Genomic DNA, 15,465 nt, shown 5'->3' with positions numbered 1-15,465 from the left:
GTCGGCACACCCACGGCGCCCGGCGGCGCTCCACGCGAAGCCCCGGGCCCTGGCGCTTCCGCAGGGCCCGTCCTGCGGGTCCGTGACCTGACGGTCTCCTTCCACGGCGCGGAACGCACCGTGCACGCCGTTGACGGGGTCTCCTACGACCTGTCGCCAGGCGAGATGCTCGCCGTGGTCGGTGAGTCCGGCTGCGGGAAATCCGTCACCTCGATGGCGGTGATGGGACTGCTGCCCCCCACCGCACGGGTCGGCGGGTCGATCGAGCTGGACGGCCGGGAACTGGTCGGCGCACCCGAGAAGGAGCTCGGATCGCTGCGCGGGCGACGGCTCTCGATGATCTTCCAGGAGCCGATGACCTCGCTCAACCCGGTCCTCACCATCGGCCGGCAGATCACCGAAGTACTCGTCCGGCACCAGGGGCTGAAGCGCCGCGAGGCCAGGGAACGCGCAGTCGAACTGCTCGGCCTCGTCGGTATCCCCGCGCCCCGCACCCGCGTTGACGAGTATCCGCACCAGCTCTCCGGTGGCATGCGCCAGCGGGTGATGATCGCGATCGCGGTCGCCTGCGATCCGGCGGTCCTGATCGCGGACGAGCCGACGACGGCCCTCGATGTCACCGTGCAGGCGGGCATCCTCGATGTGCTCCGCTCCCTGCGGGAACGTCTCGGCACGGCCATCGTGCTGATCACGCACGACCTCGGCGTCGTCGCGGACGCCGCCGACCGGGTCCTGGTGATGTACGCGGGACGCCCCGCCGAACAGGCGCCGGTGGATGAGCTGTTCGCGGCGCCGGGGCACCCGTACACCCGGGGTCTGCTGGGCGCCGTACTGCGCCCCGGCAGCCGGACGGCCGGCGGACGGGCCCGGCTCAACGAGATTCCCGGCCTCGTACCCGACCTGCGCGAGCAGCCGGCCGGATGCAGCTTCGCGCCGCGCTGCGCTTCGGCGGCCGCCGACTGCCTGGAGATCCGGCCGCTCATGGCGCCCGCGTCCGGTACGCACCGGATCGCCTGTCACCACCCGGCAGGGCCGGCCGCCCCCGGCCCTGCCCGGTCCGGCGTGAACGAAGAGGCAGTGGAATTGGCAGTGACCGAAGAGAACGGGGGGACCGTCCGATGACCGGCAGCCTCATATCACCGGCAGGTCCCACCACGACGGCCGGTGTCCCGGCGGCCCTTGAGGTACGCGATCTCAAGCGGCATTTCGCCGGGACCGCCGGCACCGTACGTGCCGTGGACGGTGTGTCGCTGACGATCCGGCCCGGCGAAGTCGTCGGCCTGGTCGGCGAGTCGGGCAGCGGGAAGTCCACGGTGGGGCGCTGCGTGGTCCGGCTCGACCAGCCGACCGGCGGCAGCGTGCTGATCAACGGTACGGACGTGACCACGCTCTCGCCGCGCGCGCTGCGGCCGTTGCGCAAGGACTTCCATCTCGTCTTCCAGGATCCGTCGTCCTCGCTCAATCCCCGTATGACGATCCGGCAGATCATCGCCGAACCGCTGCGGCTGCACGGTATGGCGGACCGCAGGCAGGCCGCCGGGCGAGTGGACGCGCTGCTCGCCCAGGTGGGTCTGCGGCCCGAGCTGGCCGACCGGAACCCGCACGAGCTCTCCGGCGGTCAGCGCCAGCGCATCTCCATCGCCCGCGCCCTGTCGGTGAATCCGGCCCTCCTGGTGGCGGACGAACCGACATCGGCGCTCGATGTGTCCGTGCAGGCGTCCGTCCTGAATCTGCTGGCCGACCTGCAGCGTGAACGCGGCTTCGGATGCCTATTCATCACGCATGATCTCGCGGCCGTCGAGTACCTGGCGGACCGTATCGCCGTGATGTACCTGGGCCGGATCGTCGAACAGGCCCCGGCCGCCGAACTGTTCGCCGCTCCCCAGCACCCGTACACCCAGGCGCTGCTGTCGGCGGCGCCGGTACCCGACCCCGGTGAGCAGCGCGGCCGCAGCCGGATCGTGCTCGGCGGGGACCTGCCCAGTCCGCTGGACCCGCCGCCCGGCTGTCACTTCCACACCCGGTGCCCCTTGGCCACCGACCGCTGCCGTACCGAGGCTCCGGCGCTGCGCACCCTGCCCGCGGGGCCGGGTGGTGACGTACGGCAGGTGGCCTGCCATCTGGTCACAGACGACGGCGCGGTGCCGGACGCGGCACGGGTGCCGGCCGCCGGGGAGACCTCCGGGTAGCGACCGGGCGCCGTGGCTGCCGGTTGCGGCGGCGCTGAGGGGCCCGTCCACCACCCGGTGGACGGGCCCCGTCGTGCGCGGGCTGCCGGCTGCGGCGCGTCAGCCGACGAGCTGCAGGCCGTTCGCGACGACCCGGCCGTCGTGCAGGACCGTACGGTCGGTGCCGCGGTCCATGACGGCGGAGGTCACCGTCTCACCGTCGACGAGGAGCAGATCGGCGCGGTCGCCCACGGCGAGGCCGGGGCGGTCGGCGACGGATGTCAGACGGGGCAGGTTCCCGTCGAGGATCGAGGCACCGCCCAGGCTAGCGACGGCCATGCAGTGCTCGATCAGCTCGTCGGCGCGGTAGCGGTTGGTGAAGGCGAGCTGCCAGGTGCGGTCCAGCATGTCCGCGTTGCCGTAGGGCGACCAGTAGTCGCGCTGGCCGTCCTCGCCAAGACCGACGCGGACCCCGGCGGCCGTCAGATCGGCCAGCGGCAGCGCGCGGTGCTGGGCCGGGGCGATGGTGGCCATGGCGATGTCCAGCTCCGCGAACTCCTCGATGAGACGCCGGCTCGTCGCCTCGTCGACGCTCCCCAGGTCGTACGCGTGGGACAGGGTCACCTGGCCCGCCATGCCGAGCGCGCGCACCCGCTCCAGGATCAGGTCGACGCTGAACACGCCCAGCGGGCCCGGCTCGTGGAGGTGCATGTCGACCGGGGCCTGGTGGCGCTCCGCGAGGCCGAAGACGATGTCCAGGTGGCGTACCGGGTCGCGGTCCAGGGTGCACGGGTCGATGCCGCCGACCACGGCCGCGCCGGAGGACAGCGCCTGGTCCATCAGCTCCGGAACACCCTTCTCCCTGAGCAGGCCGGCCTGCGGGAACGCCATGATCTCGACTTCGCACCGGCCGGCGTGTGCCTCCTTGGCGGCGAGGACGCCCTCGAAGCGCTCAAGCCCGGAGTCCGCGTCGATCTGCGCGTAGCTGCGGACGCGGGTGGTGCCGCGCTCGATCATGCGGCCGAGGGTGTGAGTGGCCCGTTCGGCCACGGTCCACTCGTCGTCGCGCCAGTGGGCGCGGTCGTTCATCGTCATGGCCCAGACACCGGGGGCTCCGGTGTGCGGGCGGAACGGCAGACCGATACGCGTGGCGTCCAGATGGCAGTGGACGTCCGAGAAGGAGGGCAGGGCGAGCCGGCCCCGGCCCTCGACCACGTCGCCCGCGGGCGTTCCCGGCGCTGGGCGGTTCGGGTCGTGCGGAGTCAGCGCGGCAATCGCACCGTCCCGTATCTCCAGGTCGCAGGGGGCGCCGCCCCAGGGACGGACGTTCGTGATCAGCATCCGGTGTCTCTCCTTGTTTCGTGCCGGGGCGTTTCGGTGCCGGGGCGGCACACCCCGTCGGTCATTCGGCCGGGAGCACCCCGGTCAGGGTGGCCAGGGAGGGGCCGCGGCCCCGCTCGATATGGGCGTAGGCGAGGGCGTCGGCCAGATCGGGGTTGCCGGCGTGGATCGCGGCGCAGATGTCCTGGTGCTCCGAGCACTGCACGCGCGGGTCGAGACCACCGGTGAGGGTGAACAGCCACTGGACCAGGCCGAGCGAGGGCTGAAGGGCTGTCTGGAGCAGCCGGTTGCCGGTCATCGCGACGATCTCCGCGTGCAGCGCGGTGTTGGCGGCCGTGATCTCGTGGACATCGCCGCGCCGGGTGGCTTTCTCGGCCACCTCCATGATGTCGCTCAGCTGCCCGCCTCCGCGGCCTGCCGCACACGCTTCCGCGGCTCTGCGGGCGGCGAAGACCTCCAGGCTGAGGCGCAGATCGAAGAGCTCCGAGACATCGCGGAGCGACAGACGCCGCACCGACGCGCCGCGGCGCGGGGAGATCTCCACCAGGCCCTCCGCGGTGAGCCGGGTGAGCGCTTCGCGGACGGGGATGCGTGAGACACCCAGGGCCTCGGAGAGTTCGCGCTCGCGCAGCCGGGAACCCGGGGGGTACTGACCGGAGATGATGCGTGCGCGGATGGTCCGCTCGGCGTGGGTGACGTGTGACTCACCGGTCTCGGGTGGTTCGTTCATCAGGGCGTCTCCTCGAACTGCGGGACTGCTGCGGGAACGGGCGGCGGCACGGCCGCGCGGTTCTCGCGCCCGGCGTGCGCCGCGCGCATTCTCCCGGAGACGGTCCGGCACTGCGGCACGGAGTCCTGGACGTGGGCGCCGCGGCGGCGAGTGCGCATGGAGCCTCCTGCGGATGTGCGGTGTCCGGAGCCGGCCCAGCCGGACGGCTGTCGTCGGCGGAGACGAGGCGACACTAGCAGTCGGCATACCAAACGTGAATGCCGTGGAATGGTATGTGGAGTTCAGTGGTATTTGTGCGGCAGCAATGACGGACGCCCGAGGCGGATCGCGTCAATTGGGTATACCAACTGGGTCGGTGGTGAGCCGATGCCGCACGTTCCGGTGCTGTGGCAGTGTGGCGCCCCCGAGGACGGAACGGAGTGGACATGTACCAGGCAGGCGACACAGCCCTGGTGATCACGGTGCCCGAGGCCGAGCCCGTGGTCGGTGGCTGGCGGGAGCGGTTCGATCCCATGGCGGCGGACGGCATTCCGGCGCACCTGACCGTGCTCTACCCGTTCCTGAGGCAGGACGGCATCGACGACGGCGTGCTCGGCGCCCTGGCCGCGCTCTTCGGCGGCCACCGCGCTTTCGACGTGAGTTTCCGGGAGTGCGGGCGATTCCCCGGGCTGCTGTATCTGGCCCCCGAGCCGGACGGGCCAGTCCGCGCACTGACCCGGGCGGTGCACGCGCGCTGGCCCGAAGCGCCTCCTTACCGGGGCAGGTTCGGCGATCCGGCGCCGCACGTGACGATCACTCAGGGGCAGGATCCCGTGGTACTCGACAGGGTCGAGGCCGATGTGCGGGACAAGCTGCCGTTCGGGGCGTCCGTACGCTCCGTCGAACTGGTCGCCCATGACGGCACTGTGTGGAGCAGCCGGGCCGAATTCATGCTGGGCGGCCAGGAGCCGTCCTGATGTGACGCGTGACGCCGGAACGCCCTGGCCACAGGGAGAGGGGGCCAGGGCGCGTCATGGTGCCGGAGCGGCGGACCGGGGCCCGGAGGGGTGGTGGTTCACTGGAGCGCGGCGGCCTCGTCCGACTGCCAGTAGCTGACCGTCGAGCTGTCGGTGAGGGCGATTCCGGAGCCGGACGCGGTGACCGTGGCCTGGCCGTTGACCGGGCCCATGTCCCGGCCGAGCAGACCGACGGTGAGGGTCTTCTCGCGGTGCTTGCCGGCGCCGTCGGGGAGGGCGATGGCCGCGTACCCGGACCGGCCCGGCGCGAGGGTGACCACTGCCTGCGGCTTGCTGCGCTCGTTGGCCCCGACGGCAGCCTGTGCTCCGGGGTAGCCCACGGTCGGGAAGCCGTAGAGGTCACAGCTGCTGCCGGAGGCGTTCGTGGCCTTGAGGACGACGGCGGGCAGGGTGCCGCCCGTACTGATCAGCGCGATCTTCATGGCGCCGGCGGAGCAGGTGGCGTCGGCCGCGCTGCTGCCGGAGCCGCTCTTGCCCGAGGCCGGCCCGGACCCGCCGCTCTTGCTCCCCGAAATCCCGGACGAGCCCGAAGTCCCGGCGGAGCCGGCGGAGTCCGGGCCCTGAGCGGAGGAACCTGCCTTGCTGTCATCGGACGCTGACGCGTCGGTCCCCTTCGCCGCGGACGAGCCCGATGCCGGGGAGCCGGACACCGAGGAGCCCGCGCCCTCGCTCCTGTTCGGGGAGCCGTCGGAGCTGCTTCCGTTCGTACCGCAGGCCGCGGTGGCGAGCACGGTCGCCCCGGCGACGGCGAGGAAGGTGAGCGCGCGACGAGTACGGCGGATCTGCATGGGGGTTCCTCACGGGATTCGGTGTGTGGGGCCAACGGGTCTGTCCGGCTGTCCGGCGGGTGGCTACCAGACCAGTGCGTCGGCTGCCGTGGACTGCCAGTACGAGACGGCAGCCGAGTCGTCGACCCACGTCTTCTTCGGTACGGCGGGGGAGGCCGTGGGGCCGACCGAACCGGCCATGTCACGGCCCTGGAAGGCGAGGGACATCTGCTTCGACCAGTGGCCGCCTTCACCGGCACCGTCACCACCGGAGGTGAGGACACCGGCGTACGCCGACTGGCCCGGATTCAGCGTGACGACCGCCTGCGGCACGCTCTCCCGCAGGATCTGGACGGTCGACTGCGGGTGGTCGAAGCCGATGAGAGGAGCACCGTAGGCGTAGCAGGGGGCCTTGCCCGTGTTGGTGGTCTTGATCAGCAAGTGGTTGATGGGGCGGCTGACCGGGGAGAGCACGCTCTTGGTGTTGGCGGGGGTGCAGGTCACGATCTTGGCGGCCTTGGCCGGCGCGGCGTCGGCGGTGGCGGCCGACATGCCGGTGAGGGCGAGTGCGGAGATCAGACCGGTGGCGGCTGCGGTGATGATGCGGGTGCGGCGGACGTTCATGGTGATGCTCCCCGTAGGTGTGAGGTTCTGTGAGCTTTGCGGGCCCGTGGGCTGTGCGGGTCTCTGAGGTCCGAGTTGTCCGAAGGTTCAGAGGCGACGGATGAGCAGGATGACCGTTGCCGTCGTCGTGACCACTACGGCCAGCGCGACCAGGTCGACGATGCTCAGGTCAAAGCCTTGCCGGAGTCGGTTGAACACGAACTCAGCTTGTGGGGTGGCTGATTCAGCCTGCAATCGTTCCCGGCCCATTGGGGACGCTGGAACGGCTGCGCGTACTGTGACCAGGGGATACGGGATGCCCCTGGAATGCCTTCCTGGAACGCGTTCCTGGGGCGAGGGACGAGGGGGACGGTGGCCGTGGGCTCCGAGACCGTGGAATTCGCCGCGCTGCTGCGGGAGCTGAAGGACCGTTCGGGGCGCAGCTACGGGGCTCTGGCGGGGAAGCTCCATATGAGTACGTCGACGGTGCACAGGTACTGCAACGGTGACGCCGTCCCGACGGAGTACGCGCCGGTCGAGCGGTTCGCGCGGCTGTGTGCGGCGACCCCGGACGAACTGGTCGCGCTGCACCGGCGGTGGCTGCTGGCCGACGCGGCGAGAAGACGGCCCAAGGACGGTGCGGGGCCGGAAGCGACAGTTCCGGAACAGCGGGCTGCGGGCCGGACAGTCCCGGAGGCTGTGCTTCCGGAGGCTGTGGTTCAGCATGCCGTGGGGCCGCAGCCGCGGTCTCTGTCCGGCGCCTCCGATCCCGGGTCGCCGTCCGCCGCTCCCACCGGACCGGGCCCGGCCGTCCGGTCGCGCAGGAACACCCGCCTCCGGCTGATCGGGGCCGCCGTGGTCCTCGCCGCTGTGGCCGTGCCCGTCGCGATGGCGCTGCGCCCCGACGGCGCGTCCGGCGCCGCTTCGGTCACCGAGAGGCTGCCGGAACATCAGCGGAGCCACGCCGCGTCCGCCGGACCGTCACCGCGGACGTCCCACTCCGCTCCGCCCTCTCCCTCCTCGACCCCGTCCCCCTCCGCCTCCCGCTCGGCGCGGGCCGGCCGGGCCGGGGGGACGACCGGTGACCTGGGGCCCGACGGCGACAGCGTTCCCGCGGTACCGCTCACGGTGAACGTCCGTCCCTACGTCTGGGACGACCCGTGCAGCCAGTCCTACCTGGTGGACCGGGCGGCTGCGAAGATGCCGCCGCCCCCGGCCGAACAGGACGCCGCGAGCTGGGCGACCGCGCTGGGCGGTGTCTCCAGCGGCGGTGCGCGGATCGAGCTGTCCGTGCAGGGCAAGACGTCGGACGCGGTGGTGCTCCAGGCCCTGCACGTGCGGATCGTGGGCCGTCACGCGCCGCTCGCCTGGTCCTCGTACGCGATGGGCGACGGCTGCGGCGGCGGGATCGTCCCGGCCGGGTTCGACGTGAACCTGGACACCGGTACCCCGATGGCGGAACCGGCCGCCGGGGTGCAGGGCGACCGGAAGGTCCCGGCCACCGACTTCCCGTACAAGGTGTCCTCCAGCGACCCGCAGGTCCTGGAGATCAAGGCCAGTACCGCGGCCCACGACGTCAGCTGGTACCTGGATCTCCAGTGGAGCAGCGGCGACCGGCACGGGACCATTCGTCTGGACGACCACGGCAAGCCGTTCCGGGCGAGCAGCGTGAAGGGCCGGCCCCGGTACGTGCACCCGCTCGGCGGGGACACCTGGGAGCCGGCCCAGCAGTGATGCGCGGTCCGCTCGGGACTACAGCCGCTCGGGCGTCCGGATGCCCAGCAGCGCCAGGCCCTGGTGCAGGGTGCGGGCGGTCAGCTCGCAGAGGAACAGCCGGTTCTCCACCTGCTCGGGCGTGGGGGCCTTGAGGACCGGGCACTCCGCGTAGAACGTCGTGTAGTGCGAGGCCAGCTGGTAGAGGTACGCGGCCAGCTTGTGCGGCTCGTACGCGGCGGCGACCTCGGCGAGTACCTCCGCGAACTGGTCCAGGTGCAGCCCCAGCGCGCGCTCCGCCGGGGCCAGCTCCAGCTCCGGGTGCGCGGCCGGCTTCGCCTCGCCGGAGAGCCGCAGGATCGACTGGATACGGGCGTACGCGTACTGGATGTACACGCTGGTGTCGCCGTTGAGGGACACCATCTGGTCCAGGTCGAACTTGTAGTCGCGCGCCGCCGACGTGGACAGGTCCGCGTACTTGACGGCGCCGATGCCGATCTGCGCGCCGTTCTCGATGATCTCCGCCTCGGTGAGCGCGATCTTCTCGTTGTTCTTCTCGCGCACCACGGCCGTGGCGCGCTCGACCGCCTCGTCCAGGAGGTCCACCAGGCGCACCGACTCGCCGGCCCGGGTCTTGAACGGCTTGCCGTCCTTGCCGAGGACCGTGCCGAACCCCAGGTGAACGGTCTTTGCCTGGCCGTCGGCGGTCTCCAGCCAGCCCGCCCTGCGGGCCGTCTCGAAGACCATCTTGAAGTGCAGTGACTGCCGCACGTCCACCACGTACAGCAGGGTGTCCGCCTTGAGGTCCTGCACGCGGTTGCGGACCGCCGAGAGGTCGGTGGCCGCGTAGCCGTAGCCGCCGTTCGTCTTCTTGACGATGAGCGGGACCTGATTGCCGTCCGGGCCCTTCACATCGTCGAAGAAGACACAGAGCGCGCCCTCGGACCTGACCGCGACACCCGACTCCTCCAGGAGACGGCAGGTCTCCTCCAGCACGTCGTTGTAGCCGGACTCACCGACGATGTCCGCGTCGGCGATCCGCATGTCGAGCTTGTTGAAGACCGAGTAGAAGTAGATCTTCGACTCGTCCACGAACCGCTGCCAGTGCGCGAGCGTCTCCGGGTCCCCGGCCTGGAGGGCCACCACCCGGTCCCGCGAGCGCGCCTTGAACTCCTCGTCGGAGTCGAAGACCGCACGCGAGGCCTTGTACAGCCGGTCGAGGGAGGACATGGCGGCCTCGCCGTCCTCCTCCTCGCCCTCGTGGTCCAGCTCGTGCGGGTGCTCGATCAGGTACTGGATGAGCATCCCGTACTGGGTGCCCCAGTCCCCGATGTGGTGGCGGCGGACCACCGTCTCGCCGCCGAACTCCATGATCTTCGCCATCGCGTCGCCGATCACGGCCGACCGCAGATGGCCGACGTGCATCTCCTTCGCCACGTTCGGCTGCGCGTAGTCGATGACCGTGGTGCCCGCGTCCCCGGCGTACGGCACGCCGAGCCGCTCGTCGGCCGCGCGCGCCGCGAGGGTCTCGGTGATCGCCCGGTCGGTGAGCGTGATGTTCAGGAAGCCGGGGCCCGAGACCTCGATGTCCTTGATCAGGTCATTGGCCGGGAGCGCCGCGGTGACCGTGGCGGCCAGCTCGCGCGGGTTGCCCTTCAGCTTCTTCGCCAGGGCCAGGATCCCGTTGGCCTGGAAGTCGGCCCGGTCGCTTCGGCGCAGCAGGGGGTCCGCGGCGCCGGCATCCGGCAGAGCTGCCGTCAGCGCGTCCGCGAGGTGCTCCTTGAGCGTCGAAGCGAGGGAATTGACCGAGACTGGCTCAGGCATGGGGCCGACTGCCGTTTCCATAGGGGTGCAAGGGATCCCGCCCAGTATCCCATGGCCCGTAAAGCCGTTTTCGCTCTGCTGCGGGGACCTGGGACAATGGCGTCCGCCCTTGCTTGAAGGCGTACGAGAAAGAAGGACGTGCCGATCGTGGCTCAGAGCACCGAGACCGACTGGGTCTCCCGCTTCGCGGACGATGTCATCGCCGAATCGGAGCGCCGTGCCGCGGGCGCGAAAGACTCCGGTGCCGGCGCACCCGTGGTCGTCGTCGCATCCGGACTGTCCCCCTCGGGCCCGATCCACCTGGGCAACCTGCGCGAGGTGATGACCCCGCACCTGGTCGCCGACGAGATCAGGCGGCGCGGGTACGAGGTGCGCCACCTCATCTCCTGGGACGACTACGACCGGTACCGCAAGGTGCCGAACGGCGTCCCCGGGATCGACGGGACCTGGGCCGAGCACATCGGCAAGCCCCTCACATCGGTGCCGGCCCCGGCCGGGTCCGCGTACCCGAACTGGGCCGAGCACTTCAAGGCCGCCATGGTCGACGCGCTGGCCGAGCTGGGTGTGGAGTACGACCCGATCAGCCAGACCGAGCAGTATCTGGCGGGCACCTACCGCGAGCAGATCCTGCACGCCATGAAGCACCGCGCCGACATCGACGCGATCCTGGACCGGTACCGCACGAAGAAGGACCCGGGAGCGGCGGGCGGCAAGGGCGGCGGCAAGAAGCAGAGCCAGAAGCCGGTCGACGAGGCCGAGCTGGAAGCGGCGGCCGGGTCCGGCGCGGCGGCGGAGGACGACGGCAGCGGCGCGGGGACGGCGTACTACCCGTACAAGCCCTACTGCGGGGCGTGCGAGAAGGACCTCACCACGGTCACCTCGTACGACGACGCCACGACCGAGCTCGCCTACACCTGCGACAACTGCGGGCACTCCGAAACCGTCCTGCTCAGCGAGTTCAACCGCGGCAAGCTGGTCTGGAAGGTCGACTGGCCGATGCGCTGGGCGTACGAGGGCGTCGTCTTCGAGCCCAGCGGCGTCGACCACTCCTCGCCCGGCTCCTCGTTCGTGGTCGGCGGGCAGATCGTCCGCGAGATCTTCGACGGGGTGCAGCCGATCGGCCCGATGTACGCGTTCGTCGGCATCAGCGGCATGGCCAAGATGTCGTCGTCCAAGGGCGGGGTCCCCACCCCGTCGGACGCGCTGAAGATCATGGAGGCTCCGCTGCTGCGCTGGCTGTACGCGCGGCGCAGGCCCAACCAGTCGTTCAAGATCGCCTTCGACCAGGAGATCCAGCGGCTCTACGACGAGTGGGACAAGCTGGAGTCCAAGGTCGCCGACGGCTCGGCGCTCCCCGCCGACGCCGCGGCGCACACCCGCGCGGCCCGCACGGCGGCGCGTGAACTGCCGCGCACCCCCCGCCCGCTGGCGTACCGCACACTCGCCTCCGTCGCGGACATCACGGCCGGGGCCGAGGACCAGACACTGCGCATCCTCAGCGAACTGGACCCGGCGAACCCGATCGCCTCCCTAGACGACGTACGCCCCCGGCTCGACCGGGCCGAGAGCTGGATCACCACCCAGGTCCCGGCCGAACAGCGCACCCTGGTGCGCGACGAGCCGGACACGGAGACCCTGGCCGGCCTCTCCGACCAGGACCGCGAGTCGCTGCGGCTGCTCCTTGAGGGGCTGGACACACACTGGTCGCTGGACGGACTGACGACGCTCGTCTACGGCGTACCGAAGATCCAGGCCGGCTTCGAACCGGACGCCAAGCCCACCCCGGAGATGAAGGTCGCCCAGCGCACCTTCTTCGCCCTGCTCTACCAGCTGCTGGTCGGCCGTGACACCGGCCCGAGGCTGCCCACGCTGCTGCTCGCCGTGGGCGCGGACCGGGTGCGCAAGCTGCTCGCTGCCTGAGAACGACGTACGGCTGAGGGCCGCCGCCCCGGGTTCCTGCCCGGGACGGCGGCCCTCAGCCGTGCCGCGCGCTGTTGTCGTCGGCCCAGTTGATCCCGTCGTTCTCGTGGTGCGGTCTGTGCTTGCGCCGCCCGCGATTACGCGATGTGCTCCGCGTCCAGCTCCTCCGCGTACCGGTGCTGGAAACGGGCCAGGTACGGACGGAGCGAACTGTCGCTCAGCGTCTCGCTGTTGCGGCCCGTGACCCCGTACAGGTCCTTCAGGTACCGGCCGAACTGACGCACCGTCGGCACCTCGTTGTTCTCGCTGATGAACTTCCGGTAGGCCCCGAAGTACGCGTCCTCACGTGACACGTCCTCAGGCAGCCCCTGCACCTCGGGGCTGTCCGCCTCGGCGGTCCCGTCCGCCGGCGGCTCCTCGGCGCGCTGCCCGGGGATCACACCGCCCAGGCGGCGCGACCCGCCTGCTCCGGTGGGGACCATGACCTGGGCGGCGCCGTCCTGAGTACCGGGCTGTTCGTACTGCTCGTACTCCTGCGGCTCCGCAGGGCCCTGGGGCTCTTCGTACTGGTGGGGCTGCCCGTGCTGCCGGTCGTAGCCCTGTCCGTACGGGTCGTCGTACTCCTGCTGGTAGTCCTGCGGGTACTCCTGCTCGTACCCCGGCGGGTACTGCTGGTCGTACGCGGGCTCGTACGCCGGGTCGTAGGTGCCGGTGTACGCCTCCTGCGAGACGTGCGGTGCGGCGAACCACGGACTCTCGTGCGTGGGCTGCGGCTCCTGCGCCTGCTGCTGACCGGCGGGGCCCGCGGCGGCCATCGCCTCCGCGGCGTCGGCCGCTTCCGGTCCGGGTGCGACGGCCGTCGGCCCCTCGGACCTGGTGCCCGCCTCCAGAGCGGGCGCCTGGGGCAGCAGCACCGGCTCGATGCCGGCCGCGGCCAGCCCGGACGGGGCCGTCTCCGCGAGCGGGACTCCGAACTTGGCCAGCCGCAGCGGCATCATCGACTCGATCGGCGCCTTGCGCCGCCATGCGCGGCCGAACCGGGCCTGGAGACGCGCCTGGTAGATCAGCCGGTCCTGTTCGAGCTTGATGACCTCTTCGTACCTGCGCAGCTCCCACAGCTTCATCCGGCGCCACAGCAGGAAGGTGGGGACCGGCGAGAGCAGCCAGCGGGTGAGGCGCACGCCCTCCATGTGCTTGTCGGCCGTGATGTCGGCGATCCGGCCCACCGCGTGGCGCGCCGCCTCGACACAGACCACGAACAGCACCGGGATCACCGCGTGCATCCCGGTGCCCAGCGGGTCCGGCCAGGCCGCCGCGCCGTTGAAGGCGATCGTCGCCGCCGTCAGGAGCCACGCCGTCTGGCGCAGCAGCGGGAAGGGGATACGGATCCAGGTCAGCAGCAGGTCCAGTGCGAGCAGCACACAGATCCCCGCGTCGATGCCGATCGGGAACACCGTCGAGAAGGAACCGAAGCCCTTCTCCTGGGCCAGTTCACGCACGGCCGCGTAGGAACCCACGAACCCGATCCCGGCGATGATCACCGCGCCCGTGACCACGACCCCGATGAGTATCCGGTGCGTGCGTGTCAGCTGCATCGCGGCCACCCGCGGTCCCCTCCTGAGTTCGACATCCGGCGGGCACAGCCTGGCACATCAGTGCGGAGGGCGTTGCGCGGGTACGCCCGGAGCCCGGTCTCCGCCGAGGGGCCGGGCTCCGGACGCGGGTGCCCGAAGGCACCTGCCGTGTCTACTTGTTGGCCGCGGCCACCGAGGCCACAGCCGCCTTGGCCGCTGTCTGCGCGCCCTTCGTCATGTCGTCGGCGGACGGGGACTTGGAGCCCTCGTAGCCGGCCCCGTTGTGGTTGACGGTGGTGACGACGTTCTCCGTGCGCGTGACGGTGACCGCGTAGATGAAGTCCGCGTCGGTCTTGCGCTGCTCGTAGGTGACGGTGGTCGCCTCGTTGCCGATGCCGGGCGTGGTCACCGTCTTGACGCTCTTCGCGCCGTCCGTCGCCTTCACGTCGGCCACGGCCTTGGCGTACTGGTCCTGGGCGCGCTTCTGGCCGCTGCCGAGCACGGAGTCGGACCCGAAGCGGAGGTAGGACACGGAGAGCCAGCGGTACTGCGACCCCTTGGTCCCCTTGCTCTCCAGGCCGTTCCAGGAGCAGCCGGCGCGGGCCGACAGGTCACTCGACTTGACCTCGGTGCCCGACTTGTCCTTCGCCTTGGGGACCAGGTCCGAGACGGTCTTCGCCGGGACCGACTTACACGCGTCGGGCAGCTTGGGGTACACCGCCTTCGCGACGGTCGGGGAAGCCGAAGCGCTGGGGGAGGGGGCGGAGCTGGAGCTCTTCTTGCCGCTGGAGCCGGAGTCCGACGAGCAGCCGGCGACGACGAGCATCACGGGGACGGCTGCACAGGCGAGAAGGCGGGTGAGTCGCGGGGCTGATCGGTGCATGGTTCCTTCGCTCATGTCGTACGGGACGTAGGGGCCGGGCGGCCACGGTACGCCGGGGCCCTCGGCGAGGGACTATTCGCTGATCTGATCGGCGAGTTTGCGGGCCATGGCCTGCGTCCTGTCCTGCAGGTCCTTGGTGTCGGGGGGAGTGGCCGGGTCGATGGGCTGCTCGCTGTACTCCACGGTGACGAGGACGTTCGACGCGCGGAAGACGACCCGGACGGTGTGCTGCGGAGCCCCGCCGGCCTTCGGCGGGATGTCGTCGAGGAACGCGGCGCTGCCGAGGTCGCCGACCGTCCGCGACTGGAGGTCGCCCGCGGTCTGCCCGCCGTCGTCGCCCTGCCCGGGGTCCTGCGTGTCGCCGGGCGCGCCGGCGTCTCCGGAGGCCGGTGTGCCACTGGGCGCGTCGCTACGGGCGCCGCCGCCCGCTCCGGTACTCGCGGTGGCGGACGGGGTCGCGGTGGGCGAGGCGTCGGCCGGCAGGTCCGCCGCGGTCAGCTTCTGCTCGTACAGGGCCTTGGCCTGGTCGTCGTCGCTGACCGATGCGTCATAACTCACGACGCGTTCCATCCCGATGCGCAGCCGGTGCGCGTCGGCGGGCGAGTCGGCCTTCCACCGGCAGCCCACCTGGCGGTCGGTGTCGAAGGTGGCCTCGGGTGTGCCCGCGTACGCCTTCTCCTGCTGGTCCTTCGGCAGATCGGCGATCTCCGGGAGCATGTCCTTGAGCGCGTCCTGGTCGGCGGCGCGGCAGGGCTCGGGCAGGGTGGAGTACTTGCCGGGCGCTGCGGCGGGAGTGGTCCCGCCGGGCTTCGAGTCGGTGGTGGAACCATCGGTCCCGGAACCGGTCGTGCAGCCGGTGACGAGCGCTGCGAGCAGCACCATGCCGGGTACGTAAGCCCTTCGCTGCACTGTCCGAGGCTCCCTTC

Annotated in this window: 14 protein-coding genes; 5 read left to right on the top strand and 9 right to left on the bottom strand. The window is 71.2% G+C overall.

The features are described from left to right. The first annotated feature begins 72 nt into the window (after positions 1-72). Both OG584_RS14350 and OG584_RS14345 read left to right on the top strand, forming a co-directional pair. On the top strand, positions 73-1,122 hold the full coding sequence (locus OG584_RS14350) for an ABC transporter ATP-binding protein (protein ID WP_405784071.1): 1,050 nt from the start codon (positions 73-75) through the stop codon (positions 1,120-1,122). After that, complete coding sequence (locus OG584_RS14345; protein WP_405778210.1) at positions 1,119-2,189, top strand: ABC transporter ATP-binding protein; 1,071 nt, start codon at positions 1,119-1,121, stop codon at positions 2,187-2,189. The genes OG584_RS14350 and OG584_RS14345 overlap by 4 nt, the downstream gene beginning before the upstream one ends. A 99-nt stretch (positions 2,190-2,288) precedes the next feature. Here OG584_RS14345 and OG584_RS14340 read toward each other — a convergent pair whose 3' ends face one another. The 3 genes from OG584_RS14340 to OG584_RS14330 all read right to left on the bottom strand — a co-directional run bounded on the left by OG584_RS14340 (position 2,289) and on the right by OG584_RS14330 (position 4,397). Then, complete coding sequence (locus OG584_RS14340; RefSeq protein WP_405778209.1) at positions 2,289-3,509, bottom strand: amidohydrolase family protein; 1,221 nt, start codon at positions 3,507-3,509, stop codon at positions 2,289-2,291. 61 nt (positions 3,510-3,570) lie between these two features. Next, the gene (locus tag OG584_RS14335) at positions 3,571-4,239 is read right to left on the bottom strand and encodes a GntR family transcriptional regulator (RefSeq protein ID WP_405778208.1); all 669 of its coding nucleotides are present in this window, start codon (positions 4,237-4,239) and stop codon (positions 3,571-3,573) included. Continuing rightward, a complete protein-coding gene (locus tag OG584_RS14330) occupies positions 4,239-4,397 on the bottom strand; it encodes a hypothetical protein (protein WP_405778207.1) in 159 nt (52 codons plus the stop codon). Before OG584_RS14330 ends, OG584_RS14335 begins: the two co-directional genes overlap by 1 nt. A gap of 267 nt (positions 4,398-4,664) precedes the next feature. On the opposite strand from OG584_RS14330, the gene OG584_RS14325 reads away from it, so the two are divergent. Next, positions 4,665-5,195, top strand: a complete 531-nt coding sequence (locus OG584_RS14325; RefSeq protein WP_405778206.1) for a 2'-5' RNA ligase family protein — start codon at positions 4,665-4,667, stop codon at positions 5,193-5,195. Positions 5,196-5,293: 98 nt separating this feature from the next. On the opposite strand, the gene OG584_RS14320 is transcribed toward OG584_RS14325, so the two are convergent. Both OG584_RS14320 and OG584_RS14315 read right to left on the bottom strand, forming a co-directional pair. Further along, on the bottom strand, positions 5,294-6,043 hold the full coding sequence (locus tag OG584_RS14320; RefSeq protein ID WP_405778205.1) for a DUF4232 domain-containing protein: 750 nt from the start codon (positions 6,041-6,043) through the stop codon (positions 5,294-5,296). Between the two features lie 63 nt (positions 6,044-6,106). Continuing rightward, positions 6,107-6,646 carry a DUF4232 domain-containing protein gene (locus tag OG584_RS14315; RefSeq protein ID WP_405778204.1) on the bottom strand — a complete coding sequence of 180 codons (540 nt, stop codon included), beginning with the start codon at positions 6,644-6,646 and terminating at the stop codon, positions 6,107-6,109. Positions 6,647-7,003: 357 nt separating this feature from the next. Here OG584_RS14315 and OG584_RS14310 point away from each other — a divergent pair, with 357 nt between their 5' ends. Further along, complete coding sequence (locus tag OG584_RS14310; protein ID WP_405778203.1) at positions 7,004-8,359, top strand: helix-turn-helix domain-containing protein; 1,356 nt, start codon at positions 7,004-7,006, stop codon at positions 8,357-8,359. An 18-nt stretch (positions 8,360-8,377) separates the two neighbouring features. On the opposite strand, the gene argS is transcribed toward OG584_RS14310, so the two are convergent. Continuing rightward, positions 8,378-10,162 (bottom strand): arginine--tRNA ligase, encoded by a 1,785-nt coding sequence (gene argS / locus OG584_RS14305; RefSeq protein WP_405778202.1) that lies wholly within the window; start codon positions 10,160-10,162, stop codon positions 8,378-8,380. A gap of 138 nt (positions 10,163-10,300) precedes the next feature. Between argS and lysS the strand changes: the two genes are divergently transcribed. Continuing rightward, a complete protein-coding gene (lysS, locus tag OG584_RS14300; protein ID WP_405778201.1) occupies positions 10,301-12,082 on the top strand; it encodes a lysine--tRNA ligase in 1,782 nt (593 codons plus the stop codon). A gap of 137 nt (positions 12,083-12,219) precedes the next feature. Here lysS and OG584_RS14295 read toward each other — a convergent pair whose 3' ends face one another. From OG584_RS14295 to OG584_RS14285, 3 genes are all read right to left on the bottom strand, one after another. After that, entirely contained in the window at positions 12,220-13,677 is a 1,458-nt protein-coding gene (locus OG584_RS14295) for a DUF2637 domain-containing protein (RefSeq protein WP_405778200.1), read from the bottom strand. Positions 13,678-13,828: 151 nt separating this feature from the next. Beyond that, complete coding sequence (locus OG584_RS14290) at positions 13,829-14,539, bottom strand: DUF3558 domain-containing protein (protein ID WP_405778199.1); 711 nt, start codon at positions 14,537-14,539, stop codon at positions 13,829-13,831. Positions 14,540-14,611: 72 nt separating this feature from the next. Next, positions 14,612-15,448 carry a DUF3558 domain-containing protein gene (locus OG584_RS14285; RefSeq protein ID WP_405778198.1) on the bottom strand — a complete coding sequence of 279 codons (837 nt, stop codon included), beginning with the start codon at positions 15,446-15,448 and terminating at the stop codon, positions 14,612-14,614. Between the last annotated feature and the right edge of the window lie 17 nt (positions 15,449-15,465).

The organism is Streptomyces sp. NBC_00859, from assembly GCF_045161865.1.
GTDB lineage: Bacteria > Actinomycetota > Actinomycetes > Streptomycetales > Streptomycetaceae > Streptomyces.
Note: the sequence above shows the minus strand (reverse complement) of the source record. Positions and strands in the feature narration are given on the sequence as shown.

Bases quoted from the DNA above. Each gene is read 5' to 3' on its own strand.
- OG584_RS14345 (WP_405778210.1), top strand. From the start codon at position 1,119: ATGACCGGCAGCCTCATATCACCGGCAGGTCCCACCACGACGGCCGGT.
- OG584_RS14295 (WP_405778200.1), bottom strand. From the start codon at position 13,677: ATGCAGCTGACACGCACGCACCGGATACTCATCGGGGTCGTGGTCACG.
- OG584_RS14325 (WP_405778206.1), top strand. From the start codon at position 4,665: ATGTACCAGGCAGGCGACACAGCCCTGGTGATCACGGTGCCCGAGGCC.
- OG584_RS14335 (WP_405778208.1), bottom strand. From the start codon at position 4,239: ATGAACGAACCACCCGAGACCGGTGAGTCACACGTCACCCACGCCGAG.
- OG584_RS14290 (WP_405778199.1), bottom strand. From the start codon at position 14,539: ATGCACCGATCAGCCCCGCGACTCACCCGCCTTCTCGCCTGTGCAGCC.
- OG584_RS14330 (WP_405778207.1), bottom strand. From the start codon at position 4,397: ATGCGCACTCGCCGCCGCGGCGCCCACGTCCAGGACTCCGTGCCGCAG.
- argS (WP_405778202.1), bottom strand. From the start codon at position 10,162: ATGCCTGAGCCAGTCTCGGTCAATTCCCTCGCTTCGACGCTCAAGGAG.
- OG584_RS14320 (WP_405778205.1), bottom strand. From the start codon at position 6,043: ATGCAGATCCGCCGTACTCGTCGCGCGCTCACCTTCCTCGCCGTCGCC.
- OG584_RS14340 (WP_405778209.1), bottom strand. From the start codon at position 3,509: ATGCTGATCACGAACGTCCGTCCCTGGGGCGGCGCCCCCTGCGACCTG.
- OG584_RS14315 (WP_405778204.1), bottom strand. From the start codon at position 6,646: ATGAACGTCCGCCGCACCCGCATCATCACCGCAGCCGCCACCGGTCTG.